Source organism: Pseudoalteromonas neustonica (assembly GCF_001653135.1).
GTDB classification, from domain to species: domain Bacteria; phylum Pseudomonadota; class Gammaproteobacteria; order Enterobacterales; family Alteromonadaceae; genus Pseudoalteromonas; species Pseudoalteromonas neustonica.
The window spans coordinates 182395-201052 of the sequence record NZ_BDDS01000003.1 but is presented as its reverse complement, the minus strand read 5'-3'; the positions used below and the strand labels follow the sequence as shown (position 1 = coordinate 201052).

Sequence of the window (18658 nt, the reverse complement as noted above, 5' to 3'; positions counted from 1 at the left end):
TAGGGTATTACATCAAAACTGATAAGTTATTTGCGCACTGTAACTGCGAGGTTCACCATAAGCACCTAACCCAAATATACCTACACTTTCGTAGTAGCTTTTGTCAAATAGGTTATTGATGTTGGCTGATACAGTCATGTTATCATTAACATGATATCGAGCAAATATATCTGCTACCGTGTACTTACCTTGTTGTGGAGTTTCTCCATTTGGACCTGTTCCACGAGGTCCGTTTGCACCATCTCGTGGGTAAATTTTACTTTGCCAGCGCAAGCCACCACCGATAGTTAATCCCTCAATAGTATTATCTAAATTATATGATGTACTTAAGCGGATCATATCTTCCGGCGCGTTACGTGATACTTTTGTGTCATCATTTTTACGGGCAACACGATGAGTGTAACCAAGGTAAATTTGCATATCCGACGTTAGTGCACCAGATAATTCCATTTCATAGCCTTTGGTTGTGATCCCTTTTGCTGTTTTATAACGCAGTTCATCTTGTCCATTGACGACAACCATGCGATCTGGCGTCGCGACATTATCTTGCTTGACTTGGAATGCTGCTGCGGTGAAGTTTAGCTTATTATCAAAGAATTCCGCTTTGAGGCCTGCTTCATAGTTTTTACCTTCCAATGGGTCAAGTAATTGATTCTTTATGTCTAACTCAGTTTGAAAGTTATAGATGTCAGTCATACTGGCATAGGTAGAAAAGTGCTCATTTATTTCGTAAACCAAGCCAATATACGGTGTTAAAATACCACTGTCTGATGCATCTTCTTCAATAATTTCGCCATCCCATGCATAGTGGTCCCAGCTGCTGCTTCTTAGACCTGTGACCAATGAGAGCGGATCCGTTAAACTAAATTGTGCGCTCACATAGGCACCACTTTGGGTTGTTTCCCAACCCCAAACGTATAATGGAGTTGAAGAAAACCCTGGGTTTGGTATATTTGACCAGTCATCAAATGACCAGTCTGGCAGACCACTTAAAGCTGGTTTCATGTTGCGGGTGTTTTTTTCTAAGCTGGTGTTGTAACCGACGACCATTTGGTGGTCGCGACCAAATAATTCAAAGGGACCACTGATGCGAATATCAAAGGTGTTTTGTGTCCAATCGCCTTCGGTGGCACTAGGACGAGCACTTAGGCCTGTGCGTGTTTGTGGGTCTAAATAGCCATTTACGTAGGCACGATTATCATCATAGTGGCCATCCATATGGCTGCCATAGGCAGTTAGTGTCCAGCTATTAGCAAATTGGTGCGTCAGTGAAGCAAACGTGATAATGCGGTCTCTATCACGGTAAGACCAGTCCGTGCCCGTATTACTTGAACGAGGGAGGTCTGTGCGTGTACCATCGGTGTAATACATAGGCACCGGTTCACCAAAGCTTACACCGCGTACATGGTGCTTTTGATAATCAACCCCAACATTTAACTTAGTATACGCTGTAAAATCAGCTTGGATATTAGCATATAAAACGGTTTTATTTCGGTCGATAGAATTCAAGTAAGATTCACTATCTTGGTACGCTGCAACCACGCGGCCGCTAAGTTTATCATCAAAACCAAGAGATGATGACGCATCTAGTTCTGCGCGGCTTAAGCCCCAATTTCCGACTTTTAGATTCACAGTTGCTGCTTGCTCAGTCAGTGGTTTTTTACGAATTAAGTTTATTGCTGCAGACGGGTTGCCAGCACCCATTAGTAATCCTGCAGAACCACGAATAATCTCCACACGTTCATAAACAGCCATATCAGCTAAAAAGTCAGCTTCTACGCCACCATTTGCTCCACGTATAGGAGAGCCGTCGAACTGTATATTGTCAATGGCAAAGCCGCGCGCAGATGGGAATACTCGATCTGTTTCTGCTTGGTTCATAGTGATACCCGCAGTGTGACGTAAAGCTTGTGCTATTTCAGTAATACCTTTGTCGTCAATTTGCTGACGCGTGATAACACTGATTGATTGTGGTGTTTCACGTATTGAAAGGTCTAACCCCGTCGAGTAGTCCATTGATTTAGTCGTGTAAGAGCCAACTACATCAATCACTTCAATAGGTTGAGTATTATTGTGGGGGATTTCAGACGCTGCTTGTTCAGCTAGGGCATAATTGCTGAATAATAAAGTAGTTGCAATGGCTTTTGAAATTGGTGAAAGGGTTAACATTAAAACTCCGTTATGATAATGATTGGTGTGTGGTGATGGTTGAAATAGAGCAAGGTGAACTATGTTTTAGTTCCTTAGTATTAAGCAGTGCCATCTGTTCAGGTTATAGCTCATTGAAAAATAAGCTCGATTGTAATGGATGCACATTACTTAAATAACAACGCTATTAGGGTAATGTGCATTTTGGAGATCAAGCTAAAGCAGTTGTGGCAACTTGTTGAACCTTTTCTCGCAACTCGGCTTGCAATGAGAATGCAATTTCTGCTGATCTCATAGAAAGTACTGATAGCAATGTGTCGCTTAAGCCATGTGTTGATTCTGAGCGCCCTTGTAAAAATAACGAAGGAAGAAAACGATCATCCGCTTTAACTTGATAATTTCTGTCAATATCAATGTTTCCTAAATAGTCTTTAATGGGTTCTAACATAGGTGCCATTTTAGGTCGTTCATATCCTGTAGCTAAAATCACTAAATCGTAATTATTCGTGGCATGCTTATTTGATTTTTTATCAAGTATAGATAGTGTTATTTGTCCACTTTTTTCAGATGCTTGAGTTACTTCATTATTAGGGCAATACTTATGTTGCTCCACCATAGCTACTTTTTGTTGATAAAAAATATTATATATTTGCTCAATCATCGCTGAATCAACAGCTGAATAATTAGCGTATTTATATTCTTTTAATAGTTCTTCTCTTTCTTGTAGTGTTTTACTGAATATAGAATCTGTTGATGATGGGTTAAAAATTTCATTCACATAGGGGCTTGAGTCTGCTGGCTTCATCGAATTGCCACGCATAATTAAATCAACTTTTGCGTTTGGATAATTATCATCAATATCAATAAAAGCTTCCGCAGCACTTTGCCCGCCACCAATTATAGCAATGCGTAAGTCTTTTGTTTTTACTGGAATAAGTTTAGTCATTTTTGATAGGTAGTGAGTATGATGAAATACAAGTGGGGTTTGTTTTAGTGGTTGGAAAACCTTCGGTATTAAAGGGGTTCCTCCAGTCCCCATAACAAGTGATTTAGTAAAACGAGCTTTACTTGTACCACCTATGTCTGTTGTTATCACTTTGAGCAATTTTACTTTTTGATTATCCATAACCGGCTCAATAGAGGTGACCTTTTCGCCGTATTGACATTGGGCTGAAAAATGACCCGCAACCCAGCGCAGATAGTCATTAAATTCTAACCTGCTTGGGTAGAAAGTACTTAAATTTATAAAGTCCACTAAACGATTATGAGAATGTAAATAATTTAAGAATGAGTAAGGGCTGGTTGGATTTCTCAATGTGACAAGATCTTTCAAAAATGAGACTTGTAGCCCACTTTGACTCGTAATAGTATCACCATGCCATTGATATTCTGGCTGTTTATCAATAAATAAGGCATTTAGTGTGGTGGAATTATTGTTAATTTCCTCTAAGGCAATCGCCAAAGCTATATTTGATGGGCCAAATCCGACACCAATGATATCGTATGTAGGTATTAGTGGCTGTGCCATGCTTGAACTCCTCGTTTAAAACAACTTTTAGCAGCTACATAAATTTACTTTTGTTTATAAAAATGTGTAGCAGTGGGTATTAGCTGAATAAGGATTCATTAAGTATCCTTATTTAATGAATTACGTTAATTTAGCTTGTTTTTTCAACAACCCAAGGTGAAATGCTTGCTAGTTTTTCACTGGTTTCGGTGAGTTCTCTTTCTGGTGTTGAATCAAGTACAATTCCGGCTCCAGCCTGTAACCAGTGCTGATCGCCTTTACTCATCACACTGCGTAAAACTAATGCTGCGTCAATAACGCCTGTGTGATCTAGTTTTAAAATTGCGCCTGCATAAAGCCCTCTGCTACTGCCTTCGTGTCGTCGTATTTCTGAAAAAGCAGCCAGCTTTTGAATACCAGACGCTGTAACAGCAGGGAATAGGCTTTCGAATGCATGCCAAGCGTTATATTCCGTTTTTAGAGTGCCACAGACTCTCGAAGCTAAATGTTGTACAGAACCTCGCTTTTTTTGAACCATGAACTGTGGTACATGTACAGATTGTGGTTCACAAACTTCAGTCATTTCGTCAACTGAAAGTCTCACAGATATTGCGTGTTCGTGGGTTTCTTTTGGATCTCTTAGTAACTCATCAAATATTTTTTGATCTGTGTCTGGATTACCTTCTAATCGTCGAGTGCCCGCTAACGGCTCTGTTGTAACTTTACGGTTTTCATCAACTGAAAGTACAATTTCAGGACTAAACCCGGTGATTTTCCAACCAGCTAAATTCATTGTAAATGAACGAGCAGGTGTATTCATAGAACGCCCCTGAAGCCATGTAGCAGTGTAGTCGGGCGAAAAATGTAGGGGAACCTTACGCGAGAGTATGACTTTTTCTAGTAAACCATTTTGGATATTGGCGACAGACTTTTTAACTGCATTTTTATAATTAATATTGTCTGGTATTTCGACATTTTTGTAAGGAACGTGTGCTCGTACAACTGCATTTTCTAGTATTAAGCGTACTTGCTGCTCAAGTTCACTGGATTTAGATTTAATGAGTGTTGGTTTTTTCCCTAGGGATACCGTTATTTTTGGCTCACAAATAAATAATAACGCTTCTTGGCCTGCTTTTTCTTCTTCGGTTAATAGCTCTGGTGATTTGAGGGCATATGCGAATTCAAAACTAGACCATCCGCATGCTTGCCATTCACCATCCCAAGTATTTAATTCTTGCTGTAGGACTTGGCAGAGGTTTTCACTGTTAACTTGGCGCTGAGTCTTTCCTGCAGAGGTATTAGATTCAATGTGAGTTGCAAATACTGTTATAGAACGAACAATACCCCCTGCAAACCAACATTCACCGTTATCTTCGTAAATTAAATACTCTTTAAATATACCACTGTCGGCTAGAGCGGCTGCTCGTGCGAAGATTAAATTTTGCTCATCGCTTTGGGTTGTGCCTTCATTGGAAAAATTAGTTTTCATAATATCTTATGCTCCTTTTCAAAATACATTTTGCATACACACGGGATTAATTTTCAATCAATGTGTTGCAATAATAACTGCAGTAAATAATAATGCAAATTATTATTATTTATATTTTAGGGTCTGTTTTATGGATAATGCACTTAGGCTAAAGCTTGCGAGAAAATTGGCGGCAACTCGAAAAATAATCATGCCGAATAATAATGCGGGCTCTTTATCGACATTGAATCAAAGTCTTACAGTTTCAAAAGCAAAAAATGAGACCAGTTATGTGCTTTCTAATGCGCAAGAAAGGATGTGGTTACTTAATCAACTAGACCCACTTTCGTCTGCTTACAATGTTTGTGTCTTGTGGCAATTTAAGGGTTGTTTAGATGCGCGTGTTTTACAGCAAAGTTGTTTTGAATTAGTGAAGAGGCACAGTATTTTTCGAACTTCCTATTATGCAGACCCTATTGTTGGTGCTCGACAAAAAGTGCTTGATGAGTTTCCTTTGCAGTGGTGTGAATATGATTTACAAGATTTAGATCAGCAGACGCGAGAAGTACGACTTAAAGAAATAGCACAACATGCAAGTACAGAACCTTTCGATCTTGCAACTAAGAGTACACTTCGACTTGCTCTCGTAAAAATGACCGACAGTCATCACACTTTAGTTATGGTAGGGCAACATATTGTCTGGGACGGGGCGTCATTTGGTATTTTTTCTAACGAATTATCAACATACTATACGCTAATTAAGAGCGGCCAACCTAAACAACGCGCTCCGTTACCCATCCAGTATTTAGATTTTGCTCAATGGCATCGTGAAAAATGGCAACAAGATTCCGAACAAAGCAAAGAGCAGGTTACGTTCTGGCAAAAACAGCTTACACCGCTACCTGAGCCTATTGATTTTCCAACTGATTTCCCTCGGGGAGTGAGGCAAAATGAAAATGGTGGCTGGCACAGTGATAATCTTGATCAAGCAACAACACAAACGCTACTTACGTTAGCACGAGAAGAGCAAGTTACAACTTTTGAAGCTATTATTGCGGTGGTTGCTTTATTAATGACTCGGCTTTCTAGGGCATCAGAAGTGACGATAGGGACAGTGGCCTCGCATCGTAATTTACCTGAGCTGAGTGACCTGATAGGTAATTTTGGTAATGTTATTCCACTACGGATTAAGGTTGATAATAAACTTTGTTTTCGTGAACTGATCCGTGATTGTGCGACACAATGTCGTGCTGCTTTTTCACATGCAGATTTACCCTTTGAATTATTACTTGAAAAATTACAAATAAAACGAGGGGAATCGCAAAACCCATTATTAGACACTATGGTGACTTTCTTAAGCCATGGGATGGCTCCACCCGTAATCGATGACTTAGATGTACATTGGGAAAAGTATTTTAATGGTACAACGCAAACAGATCTCTCTTTTGACGCATTATTAAAAGATAACTGCCTTCAGTTTCAAGCCACTTGGCGTGCTTCATTATATCGACCAAAAACCATACCAAATCATTTAAAACGGCTGCTACAGTTACTTAAACATTGTGTTCAAGAACCAGATGTTGCACTAGCTAACATTACCACTGTATTACCCGATGAAAATCAATTAATAAAATGGGGTCAACGCGATGCTTTTGTAAGCCCAGTAACAACGCTCGTTGCTTGGTTTGAGAGTACCGTGAGTAAATATCCAAATCGAACTGCCGTTGAGTTAGTTGGCAGTGAAACGATAAAAAGTGTTTTGCAAAAACAAAACGTGCTGCATGACCTCAGTTTTTTAACGCTCAATGCAAGAGCAAATAGAGTCGCAAGGTGGCTAGTATCGCAAGGGATTGGGCCAGAAGATCGGGTTGCCATAATAATGCCTCGCCAGTTGGAATGGTTCGTTGTGATGCTTGGTACACTCAAGGCGGGTGCCGCTATTGTACCTATAGATCCAAATTATCCAGAGGATTACATTAACCGAGTACTTACATTGGCTGCGCCAAATATAGTAATTAATAACGGTGATACACATTTATTTGAATCAGCTAAAGCGACTGAATTACAAACTAAAACAATCAGTCTGTTAGTTATTGAGAATAAGGCATTAAGTTTAAAAAATAGTGATCTTAATCTTACAAATGAAGAGAGATGCAGGCCATTGCGCCCATCTCATCCAGCCTGTATTACGTTTACATCAGGCTCAACAGGGCAGCCAAAAGGTGTTGTTGTAAAACATGCATCTCTGGTTAACCTTATTGCTAGTCATAAACACGATCTCTATAGCGAAGCTTCTGCGCTTGTAGAACATAATCAGCTAAAAGTTGGCCATGCTTGGTCTTTGGCTTTTGATGCCTCATGGCAACCTACACTGTGGATGTTTGAAGGCCATAAAGTCTATTTATTTGATGCAAATACGATGCAAGACGCGGTCACTCTTGCCAAAGAGATAATGCTTAAAAAAATGGATTTTATCGAGTTAACGCCCAGTATGCTAGATGAAGTATTACCGTGGTTACAGTCAGGACTTACAGATACAAATGGGCAATTTATTGAACCTCACATACCTGCAATATTGGGTTTTGGTGGTGAATCGGTAAAACAAGAGCTTTGGCAACGTATAAAGAGCCTTCCTAGTACGTTGGGCTTTAATTTATATGGCCCGACAGAGGCAACAGTGGATGCAATGATTGCTAAAACCAATGCAGCTGAAAAGCCGGTAATAGGTGGGCCGGTTGCAGGAGGGCAAGTATATGTTTTAGATAGTTGCTTGCAATTAGCGCCTTTAGGGGTGCCTGGTGAGCTTGCAATTGCTGGTGCTGGATTAGCAAGAGGATACCTTGATCGTAGTGATTTAACAGCAAGCAAGTTTATTGCTAATCCTTTTGCTGCACAAGGTGAAAGGCTTTATCTAAGTGGTGATAGAGTAAAATGGACAACTCAAGGAAATATTGAATACATTGGCCGTATAGACGAGCAAGTAAAAATTAGAGGTTTTCGTGTTGAGCCGCTCGAAGTTGAGTCAACCATTGAGCTGTTAATTAAATGTCCTTGCGCTGTAATTGCCAGAGCGGTTACTCAAAGTGCGATGGAGTTAATGTGTTATATTGAAAATGAAATGGAGCAACTCAGCGACAATCAAGAGGCTAATTTAAACTTAATAGCTCGCTTTCGCTATATATGTGAGCAAGCTCTACCTCCTCACTTAGTCCCCAAGTATTTTGTAATTAATAAAAAACTACCTAAATTACCTAATGGAAAAATTAATCGTAAAGCGCTGTCGATACCTGATGATTTAGGTGTTATTGCCAAAAGAGCCCCTCGCAATGAATTGGAAAAAAAGCTATGTAGTTTAGTGTGTGACGTTTTAGGGATTGAGACAATAGGCATTGACGATGGATTTTTTGCAGTGGGTGGCGATAGTATTTCAGTTGTAAAATTAGTCAGCCGCGCTCGTCGAGAAGGGATCCACCTAACTCCTCGTCAAGTATTTAATGCAAAATGCATTGCGAATTTGGTTAAAGAATTACACGAAGTTGATCCCCTAGGAGACAGTCAAAATAGTAAAGCGGTTAGCCACGATAGTAATGATAAAGGCCAGCTTACTTCAACTTTATTAATGCAGCGCTACCTTAATGCAGCGACGCCGCTTGATCGATTTGCACAACTAGCAAGTGTAGTAGTGCCTGAAAGTATGACGGCTGGTGAACTAAAAGAGCTTGTGTATGCTTTACTTAATCGCCATGGGTTGTTGCGAGCTCAATTGGTGCAATCGGATACGGGGGGGTTATCCCTAAATGTTCCGATTGAAAATACCCAAACTATTTATTGTGAGCAAACTTATCAACAGTGTGATGATAAGTATAGAGTGTATTCTGAAAATGCTGATTTACCCACTTTAGAAAAATCAGGTGCATTATCAGCAGCAGAGTTGGCAAAACAACTATGTAGTAATTTAAGTCCTAAAAACGGTGTTATGGTTGCCGTATTGTTAGTTAAAGAAAATGAAAATAATAACCAAAGGGCTTGGTTTGCCATAAACCATTTAGTCATAGATGCCTCATCATGGCATATTTTGGCTGAAGACCTTGCGATTGTCCGAAATCAGCAAGTGAGTAATGAAAAACTTGAATTACCTCCCGTACCAACATCATGGCGTAGTTGGTCCAATCACATAAATAAATTAAGCCAGCAGTATATACCTGCGCCAAATTTAACTAATTTTGGAACGTTAGCAAGCGCTCACACATTAACTTGGAGCTTGGAACCGTATAATAAAACATGTCCTGCATTAACTGTCGCTCGTAGGTTAGCGCTTCCACTGGCTAGTCTATTACCTGCTATAAGTTGCTTAGCTGCTATTACATCAAAATTAAAACCAGCGCTAGATAATCGCTGTCCTACCTTGGTACTAGAGCGGCATGGTCGAGAAGTACAGGAACCAACACAAGATTTAAGCAGGACTATTGGCTGGTTTGCCCGTGAAGTTTATGTGGCTCTCAATAGTGATGTTTTAAAGACTAAATCGGATGAAATGTCGAGCCAGTTGATAGAAACAGTGTTGCGCAAATGGTGTGGTCAAATTATTCAGCAAGACTCTCCTTTTGTATCATCAAGAGGTGTCGCGCCTGCTCAACAAGGTGTAAATGGATGGTTAGTCGGTTTTAATTTTCTTGGTGATTTAAATTTATCCTCCAATTCAGATTTATGGTCAGTAACTCCGCTTCTTGAGCAGCTCACTGAAGCTTGCTCCGATCACTGGCCGTTACTAAATTCTTTAGATTTAACAGCCTACTACTGTCAACAAAAAGGGATAAAAACTCTTCACTTTAATGCGATAGCACCTAGTAGCGAATTGCACCATAGTGATCTACTACGATTTAAAGCTGAGTTAAATAAGCTTTTTCATCAACTACACGACTGTTTTATTGAAGAACAACAACGGCTACAAGCGCAAGGTCTTATTGATAGTAATAATTTGACAATTAAACCAGCTACGCCACTACAAGTTGAAATGCTTCGCCACTGTCATGGACTAGAAGATCCATGGACAACACAAATGGAAATAACTCTTTCTAATCAACACACCCCAGGCATATCTGAAAGTGCTTTAAAAGCTGGGGCCGCGGATCTCCTGCGTCGTCATGACGCGCTAAGATCAGGCTTTTTTGTGAAAACATTTTCTACTTTCACTGCCGATATACTCGATCCTGTATGGGAAACTTTAGATTTACGTGGTGAACCAAGTGATCAATATGAAGCATTGTTAGCGCAGCATCGCACAGCATGGTACCAATATCGCTTTGAATTTGATGCTCCGCCACTCATGCGATTTTTATCTATACGTATAAGTGATACTCAATGGCTAATTTTTATTCATTGTCATCACTTACTGCTAGATGGTTGGTCAGCCCCTCGAATTTTGCAAGAGTGGCTTGGAGGAATGAGTGCTGAAGCCACTTTAGCTTATCCAAATTTACATTGGGGTCAATATCTTGATTGGTTACAAAAACAAGATCCTACAATAGCTTGTCAATATTGGAATAAAGCGCTAAATGGCTTAAAAGCCCCTTCATTATTATGCCCGACAAGACAACAACGATTTCCTTCACAAGAATTATCTAGTGTGCTTTGTGCTGCTGTAAATGCAGACGTTAAAGCATTAGCTGCAAAGATTAATGTATCTACGGCCATGCTATTTCAATTGGCATGGGCTAAAACAGTGGGTAATGCACTTAATCAGGACGATGTTGTATTTGGTTTATTTGATTCTGGTCGTGCAGCGTCGTTAGCAGGTATTGAAACACTTGTTGGATTGGTTACTCAGTTAGTACCAATACGGATTAAGACTGATCCTTTGAGTAGTCCAATTAACTTGTTGCAGCAGTTGCAAACTGAACAATTTGAATGGCAAGCGTTAGCTCCGGTTAGGTTGGATAATTTGGAGGCGACTCATCGTTTTGGTGAATTTTTTGATACTTTATTAGTTATTGAAAATGCCCTTGATGCGGATACACAAACCGCAGAGCCAATTAAACAAGTTAATTCATCTCAAGGACTTACATTACCAGTTGCATTGGCAGGGTTGAAGGATGTTAAGTGGCAAGATTCGGTTGGCCAAACCGCTGCTTTATTTATCTACCCTGGTGCAACAACCAAGATCCGTTTGAGCTTTGACCCGCATGCAGTGGGCAAAAAACGTAGCGCTCAGCTATTAACTGATTTTGAGTTCTATTTGCAAGCACTTGTCGATAGTTGTGACAAATTAAGTCATGAAGCCGAAAATTCTGCGCAACTTAATAACAGCGAATTAAACCCCCCATCAACAGTCTCTTTGGAGTTAAATCATGAGTGAAAATATTTTCGATGATGAATCAATGGCATTTGTAGTCCTTATCAATCATGAAAAACAGTATTCGTTATGGCCTGAAGTATTAACTATTCCCTCTGGTTGGGATCAGGTTTTTGGCCCTCAAACACGTGATACTTGTTTGAGTTGGCTAAATGCTAATTGGACAGATTTACGTCCTAAATCACTCATAGAGATGGATGGGAATTAATATGGAGCAGATTAATAAGGGGATGCCAGCAGGGACAGCATGCCTGTATCAATCCTTTGCTGAACAAGCCGTTATGCACCCTAATCGCATCGCAGTTAGTGATGAACATAGCTCCTTGACATATAAAGTGCTTAAACAAAAAGCTGACTTGGCATCACATCGACTTTATGCAAGTGGTGTTCGTACAGGAAACTGCGTGGCTTTAATATTGCCTAGAAACTGTGAGCAAATCATTCACGTGTTAGCAATATTGCAACTTGGAGCGTGCTATGTGCCGATTGATCCCGACTACCCCAAAGAAAGGATCGATTGGATAATTGCTTGTAGTCAGCCTAGTGTAATTGTTACTCAGCGAGAGTTGAGCATGCCGCTTTGGGGGAACGATTCACTTACTAAAGCTATGAGTCATTTGTTGTTTGTCGAGGACCAATTTAACTTTGTTCCAGATGAGCACGAGAAACCTATTTACAGAGCCGCAGGTGCTTTCGCTTATATTATTTTTACTTCAGGGTCGACGGGAAACCCTAAGGGAGTTGTTGTAGGGCATCAGCAAGTTCTGGCTTTAATTAATGCGGCAATGCCTTTATTAGATGCAACACATACTGATGTTTGGGCTTTGTTTCATTCACTGGCTTTTGATTTTTCAGTGTGGGAAGTGTGGGGAGCCTTGACCACAGGAGCCAAGCTAACGATTATTCCAAAAAGTGTAATTTGGTCACCAGACGCCTTAGTGCAATATTTGAGAGCAGAAAAGGTCACTATTCTTAATCAAACGCCTTCAGCATTTTATGCCTTAATTGACGCAGAAAGTAAGGCTCTAAAAATGAGTGAGCAACCACTATGCTTGCGCAAAGTGGTCTTTGGTGGTGAAGCACTTAATTTGGATAAAGTAAAAAAATGGTGGCAGCTTTACCCTTGCGAAACATTGCAATTGATAAACATGTACGGGATCACAGAGACAACGGTGCACGTAACATGGCTAACACTAAGTGATTCACTTTGTGGCACTGAAAATAGTCCAATAGGTGAAGGGCTAGCTAGTTTGGAGGTGCTTTTACTTGATGAAAATCTAGAAAAAGTGGCTGATGGTGAAATTGGTGAAATTTATGTAGCAGGAGATCAAGTGGCATTCGGTTACATCAATCGTCCTGATCTAACCGCAATGCGATTTGTTGCCAGTCCTTTTCACACTGGGAAGCGGATGTATCGTTCGGGTGACTTAGCGAAGCAACTTGATGGTCAACTCTTTTATTTTGGTCGCGCAGACAGGCAATTGAAAGTAAGGGGGTTTCGTATTGAGCCGAGTGAAATAGAAGTTGCTTTAGAATCTCATGCAAAGATACAAAGAGCAGCCGTGATAGCAAAACCATGCCTCGACAGTGGTTTATCAGATGGCTTAATTGCTATTTTAATCGCGACAGAGGAATCATTTACCGCACAACCAATAGCAACATTGAGAAACTATCTATCTCAGCATCTCCCTGTTCACTATTTACCTTCAGACTTTCTATTTGTTAAAAAATTCCCGCTAACAGTAAACGGAAAACTGGATGAAAAAGCGTTACTTATGCAGTGGCAAGCAAATCAAAAAAGCACTTCTTCTTTGCATCAACAGCGGCTAGAGCTGCTGCGTTTGAAGCAACAAGACATCCTCGCCAAGTCAGCAACATGATTTGGTAAAGACAAACATTAAGAATGGAAACTACCCAAATGAATAAAAATAGTAATTCAGCCTCGCTATTAGAAGATGTACTTGCTGTCGTTAGTAATACGTTAAATTTACAGCCTGAAGCTGTATCAGCAGAATGTAACCTAATTGAAGCAGGGCTTGATTCGATCACATTAATGAACTTAGTGTCAACTTGGCGAGCGGCTGGTTATGATATTAACTTTGCAGATTTAGCTAAAAAACCATTTGTGGGGGCATGGGTTGAGTATCTTAGGGTATCGGCTACCAGCCTTGCTGATAATACACAAGACACTATATTTGGGATCCCAAAAATAAAAATCGGGAAACTTCCTCATGCGCCTTTTTCACTTGCGCCTATGCAGTACGCTTATTGGTTAGGACGTGATGTTAATCAACCGCTTGGCGGTGTATCAGCGCATCTGTATTGTGAATTTGAGTTGTCAGCAATCAATGATAAGTCACAGCCATTAGATTTAGCCCGTTTGACGCTAGCAATAGAGAAACTTGTTCAACGTCATAGCTCGTTGCGTTTACAAGTGTGTTCCAGCGGACAGCAAATACATAATCCAAGTAATAATACAGTGCATGTCATCTTTAATGATTTGCGGGATAAACCTACAGATGTTGCGCAGCAGTTACTGGAGCAGTATCGCTCGACCTATTCATCACAAATGTTAGATATTGAGTCAGGAGAAGTATTTGCGGTTGCTTTAAGCTTATTAGAAAATGGTAACAGTCGCCTGCATTTAGACATTGATATGATAGCCGCAGACGCCGTTAGTTATCGCACGCTACTGCGTGATCTTGCACTGTTATACGATGACCCTGATGTAGAACTTGCTGATTTAGCAATAAGTTATAAAGATTGCCGAATGGCCATTGAGCATAATTGGGAGTCAATAAAAGAAAGCTCGGGAATGTGGTGGCAAACACAGCTAGCTTCTTTACCCAATGGCCCATTACTACCTTTAAAAGCAGCTTCATCGCAGCATCCTATTACAACACGACGCCATTTTAATATTGATCCGCAGCGTAAAGCACAATTATATGCGCAATGTCGTCAGTATGGATTAACCCCATCAGTGGTGTTAGCAACCGTGCTGGCAGAAACCCTGGCTGGATGGAGCAAAGATCCACGTTTTATTCTTAATGTTCCTTTATTTCAACGTCCACTCGCAGGCCCTAATATTAAAGAGGTGGTAGGCGACTTTAGTAGTTCAATACTCCTCGATGTTGATACTGGCCCGACTGCAACTTTTGTAACACGAGCGCGTGATGTTCAATCTAGTATGCACGAGGGAGCAGCGCGCGCAGACTACGGTGGAGTTCATGTTTTAAGAGATTTAGGGCGTGCTCGTGGGCAGCAAGTAACAGCGCCTGTTGTATTTACAAGCGCATTAAATTTAGGTGAGTTATTTGATGCAAATGTGCGCCGAGTATTTGGGGATCCTATTTGGATTATTTCTCAAGGGCCACAGGTATTACTTGATGCGCAAGTAACTGAACTTGATGGTGGTATTTTAATTAACTGGGATTGTCGAGAGGATGCTTTTGTTGATGGTGTGCTCGATGCAATGTTTAATTTTTTCAGTAATACCGTGGTAAACCTCGTCACTGAGCCGGATTATTGGAATACCTATATTGGTGATACGTTACCCAAAAATAGAGCAGTTGCTGAGCTCCAAGAGCCAGTAATTACTAAAAATGTGAAACATGATGAAACCTCGTTAAGTATGCCAGTAGTTCGTGTGGTAGCTTCTATTTGGCATGAAGTGATCGGAGGGGATGGTAGTAATATTCATCAAAACTTATTTGCTGCGGGTGGGGATTCTGTTTTAGCAAGTTCGTTAATCGCGCAAATTAGGGAAATCTTCGGATCCAATTCGATAGACATGAAAAGCTTATTTAGTTCACCTTCTATTGCAGGCATTGCCGCTTCAATTACTTACTCGACCGATGTTGAAGAAGTATTACAAATTGCTCAAGTGTATTGTGAAATCTTAGATTTAGATGATGACGCACTCAGTGCTGAATTGGAAATGGAGGGATCACTATGACTGAGTTTGTGCCTACCGAAGCCGGATTATATGCTTGGCCAGAAGAAATAAGCAGAAAGTACAAAGAGCAGGGGGTGTGGGGAAATGAAAACTTTGCAAATTGGTTAACTGCAAAACTTAAGCAATATGCTGATGTTATTTTGCTCAGCGGCCCCGACCTTCAATCTGGTGAATGGCAACAGATGACAGGCCAAGAAATAAGCGCTGTCGTGAATAATATAGTAGAGCATTGCCACAGTATTGGTCTTGGGCGAGGAGATAAAGTAGTGATGCAAATGGGTAATAATAATGCATTCGTATTAACCTTTTTCGCTTTACTCCAGCTAGGCGTTATTCCTGTCATGGCGTTACCTGGACATGGACAACGTGAAATTTTGCATTTTGTGAAATTAACACAAGCACGTGCTTGGTTTGTTAGTGCACAATCGACTAGTTTCGATTGTCATGTATTTGCTAATGAGCTACTTAATACAGTTCCAACACTTAAACATGTTGTTGTGGATGGCCTAGACTTAAAGCCGCATCCGTCAATATTATCTTTATTAGGGTTTACTAAGGCAACTGAAGCTCAAATTACAGCACTTGAGTTTCCTGGTCTCGCAGCGGATCCTGCTGAAATGGCTTTATTGTTATGCTCAGGCGGTACAACAGGAATACCGAAGTTAATTCCAAGAACACATAGAGATTACCTCTATAATATAAAAGCCAGTGCTAAGCTTTGTGAGTTGAGTTCACAAGACCGCTATCTTGTTGCATTACCAGCGGCGCATAATTTTCCATTAGCCTGCCCGGGTATTTTAGGCGCAATTGAGGTGGGAGCTGGTGTAGTTATGTGTCCAGTGCCGAGTCCTGAAATTGCATTTGAATATATTGAAAACGCAGGAGTTACGATGACGGCGTTAGTGCCGACTTTAGTGAAAACTTGGCTTAATTATGCAGCATTAGTAACACCTCCAGCGGCGTGCCTTAATTTATTACAAGTTGGCGGTGCTAAACTTGATGAAGCGACAGCACGCAGAATCGGTAATGAACTTAATTGTAATTTACAACAGGTGTTTGGTATGGCTGAGGGACTTCTTAATTTTACTCGAGATTCAGATCCCAACGTTTTAAAGTTCAAGACTCAAGGGCGGCCATTATCTGACTTGGATGAGGTTAGGGTGGTGGATGAGCAAGGGTTGGATGTTGCACAAGGAAAGTGTGGCGAGCTGTTGACTAGAGGCCCATATACAATTCGTGGTTACTATAAAGAGGAGTCGGCCAATCAAAAATCATTTACTACAGATGGTTATTATCGTACTGGGGATCAGGTCAGGCGGCTAAGCAGTGGTCATCTTATTGTTGAAGGTCGAATCCAAGAGGTTCTTCGTCGTGGTGGAGAGACAATTTCGGTTGAAACATTAGAAGCTCATTTAGCCTGTCATCATGGCATAAAAGATGTTGCTGTTGTGGGACTACCTTGCGAACAACTCGGGGAGCGAACATGCGCAGTTATTGTTTCACAAGACCAAAACTTGCCAAAATTAACACTCAAAGACATAAGGCAATACTTAGCAGCGCAGGGGGTTGCACGCTATATGCTGCCAGATACAGTGACGTACGTTGAATATATTCCATTAACTGTTATAGGTAAAATTGCGCGTAAAAAACTATCTGCACAAATTCACCTTGAGCTTAATAAGCAACGCCAAGAAATACAAACAGTATGAATCAAACTAATAATACGCAATTATCATCAGAGGATGCACCGCAATGTCTGGCTGCTGAATATGGGCAAGGTAATGATATTGATTGTTGGCTAACAGTGGATTGATAGTGCGTTTAAAGTATTAGTTATTACTGGGAGTTTGTTGTTTAACTTTTTTTTGCAACAAACTCCCTCAATACCCTTTATTTAATTATGAGGTGAGCCTTATCATCGATGAACAATTTACTTTAACGGCTGAGTTAAAGAGCGAATACCAAAGTCGAGTCATTGAGTATGCACGTGAATTACTGCAATTTGAATCGGTAACACCGGATGACGCAGGTTGCCAAGCATGGATTGCAAAAAAGTTATCAATGCTGGGTGCAAAAATCGATACATTTGAAAGTCATGGGGTGAGTAACCTAATTGCTGTTATATCTAATGGTGATGGACCCAATTTAGGTTTTTGTGGGCACACGGATGTTGTGCCCGTAGGTAATCTTAATAAATGGCAAGCACCACCTTTTGCAGGTGAAATTAAAAATGATTACCTGATCGGTCGAGGCATCGCAGATATGAAAGGCGGTATTGCCGCAGCCTTAGTTGCAGCTGAGATGCTAGTACTCGAAGGGAGCTTTGTTGGGCGACTATGGTTTTTAATAACCAGCGATGAAGAGGGCGATGCCTTATTCGGCTCATGTGAAATTGTAAAACACTTTAAAGATGTAAAGCAGGACTTGGATTATTGTATTGTTGGAGAACCGACATCAATAAAGCAGTGCGGTGACATGCTAAAGATTGGACGCAGAGGGGCGTTGAGTTTTGCCATTCAAATTAATGGTAAAAGTGCGCATGTTGCTTATCCGACTCAAGGTATTAATGCTATCCATCATGCCTGTAGCATTGTAAAAGATTTAATGAAATTTGATTGGGATAATAGAGATAGTAATCAGCTAGGTACAACAATGCAAGTTACTCATATAGATTCAGGCCTGTACAGCGATAATGTCATTCCTGATAGTGTAATAATTAATTTAAATATTCGTTATACCACGGCTTACAGTGAAGATGATCTAATTCATTTAGTTACTCATATTGTAACGCGAACGACTAACGATTTCTTACTAACGACATCGCATGCTTGCAACCCTTATTACTCTGCAGAGATTAGTAAAAATAAACTTTCGCTAATAAAAGAATGCCAAACAGTAATTAATCGATGCACAGGATTATTTGCGAAAACTTCAACGTCAGGGGGAACTTCCGATGGCCGGTTTTTCAGCGACATTTGTCCGCAAGTAATTGAGTTAGGTTTAACTAATGGGACCATCCATCAAGAAAATGAACGTATTCATCTTAGTGAGCTTAGCAACTTAACGAATATTTATTTTGCGTTATTTAAAAAGTTGCTTTGTAAGCAATGATCTAGCATGAACTTTGTGCTTCCAAATATATATCAAACCTGATGGTGCTTTAAAAAATTATAATCAAAAACTATAAGTTGAAAATAGAAACTGTTATTATTTTTGTTTTCAAATTGG

Annotated in this window: 9 protein-coding genes; 6 read left to right on the top strand and 3 right to left on the bottom strand. The window is 40.3% G+C overall.

Annotation, left to right across the window (positions count from 1 at the left end; all coding sequences use genetic code 11):
• Nucleotides 1–12: 12 nt before the first annotated feature.
• From A7967_RS06710 to A7967_RS06700, 3 genes are all read right to left on the bottom strand, one after another.
• Nucleotides 13–2169: a TonB-dependent siderophore receptor gene (locus tag A7967_RS06710; RefSeq protein WP_064435559.1), complete on the bottom strand. Its 2157-nt coding sequence runs from the start codon at nucleotides 2167–2169 to the stop codon at nucleotides 13–15.
• A gap of 190 nt (nucleotides 2170–2359) precedes the next feature.
• Entirely contained in the window at nucleotides 2360–3676 is a 1317-nt protein-coding gene (locus A7967_RS06705) for a lysine N(6)-hydroxylase/L-ornithine N(5)-oxygenase family protein (RefSeq protein ID WP_054203962.1), read from the bottom strand.
• 130 nt (nucleotides 3677–3806) lie between these two features.
• Entirely contained in the window at nucleotides 3807–5144 is a 1338-nt protein-coding gene (locus A7967_RS06700; protein ID WP_054203963.1) for a salicylate synthase, read from the bottom strand.
• A 130-nt stretch (nucleotides 5145–5274) separates the two neighbouring features.
• On the opposite strand from A7967_RS06700, the gene A7967_RS06695 reads away from it, so the two are divergent.
• From A7967_RS06695 to dapE, 6 genes are all read left to right on the top strand, one after another.
• Nucleotides 5275–11478, top strand: a complete 6204-nt coding sequence (locus A7967_RS06695; protein WP_054203964.1) for a non-ribosomal peptide synthetase — start codon at nucleotides 5275–5277, stop codon at nucleotides 11476–11478.
• Entirely contained in the window at nucleotides 11471–11683 is a 213-nt protein-coding gene (locus tag A7967_RS06690) for an MbtH family protein (protein WP_054203965.1), read from the top strand. The genes A7967_RS06695 and A7967_RS06690 overlap by 8 nt, the downstream gene beginning before the upstream one ends.
• 1 nt (nucleotide 11684) lies before the next feature.
• On the top strand, nucleotides 11685–13355 hold the full coding sequence (locus tag A7967_RS06685) for an amino acid adenylation domain-containing protein (RefSeq protein ID WP_054203966.1): 1671 nt from the start codon (nucleotides 11685–11687) through the stop codon (nucleotides 13353–13355).
• 38 nt (nucleotides 13356–13393) lie between these two features.
• Nucleotides 13394–15430, top strand: coding sequence for a condensation domain-containing protein (locus A7967_RS06680; protein WP_054203967.1), 2037 nt, complete (start codon nucleotides 13394–13396; stop codon nucleotides 15428–15430).
• On the top strand, nucleotides 15427–17139 hold the full coding sequence (locus A7967_RS06675; protein WP_054203968.1) for a (2,3-dihydroxybenzoyl)adenylate synthase: 1713 nt from the start codon (nucleotides 15427–15429) through the stop codon (nucleotides 17137–17139). Before A7967_RS06680 ends, A7967_RS06675 begins: the two co-directional genes overlap by 4 nt.
• Nucleotides 17140–17335: 196 nt before the next feature.
• Entirely contained in the window at nucleotides 17336–18541 is a 1206-nt protein-coding gene (gene dapE, locus A7967_RS06670) for a succinyl-diaminopimelate desuccinylase (RefSeq protein WP_054203969.1), read from the top strand.
• Nucleotides 18542–18658 lie beyond the last annotated feature (117 nt).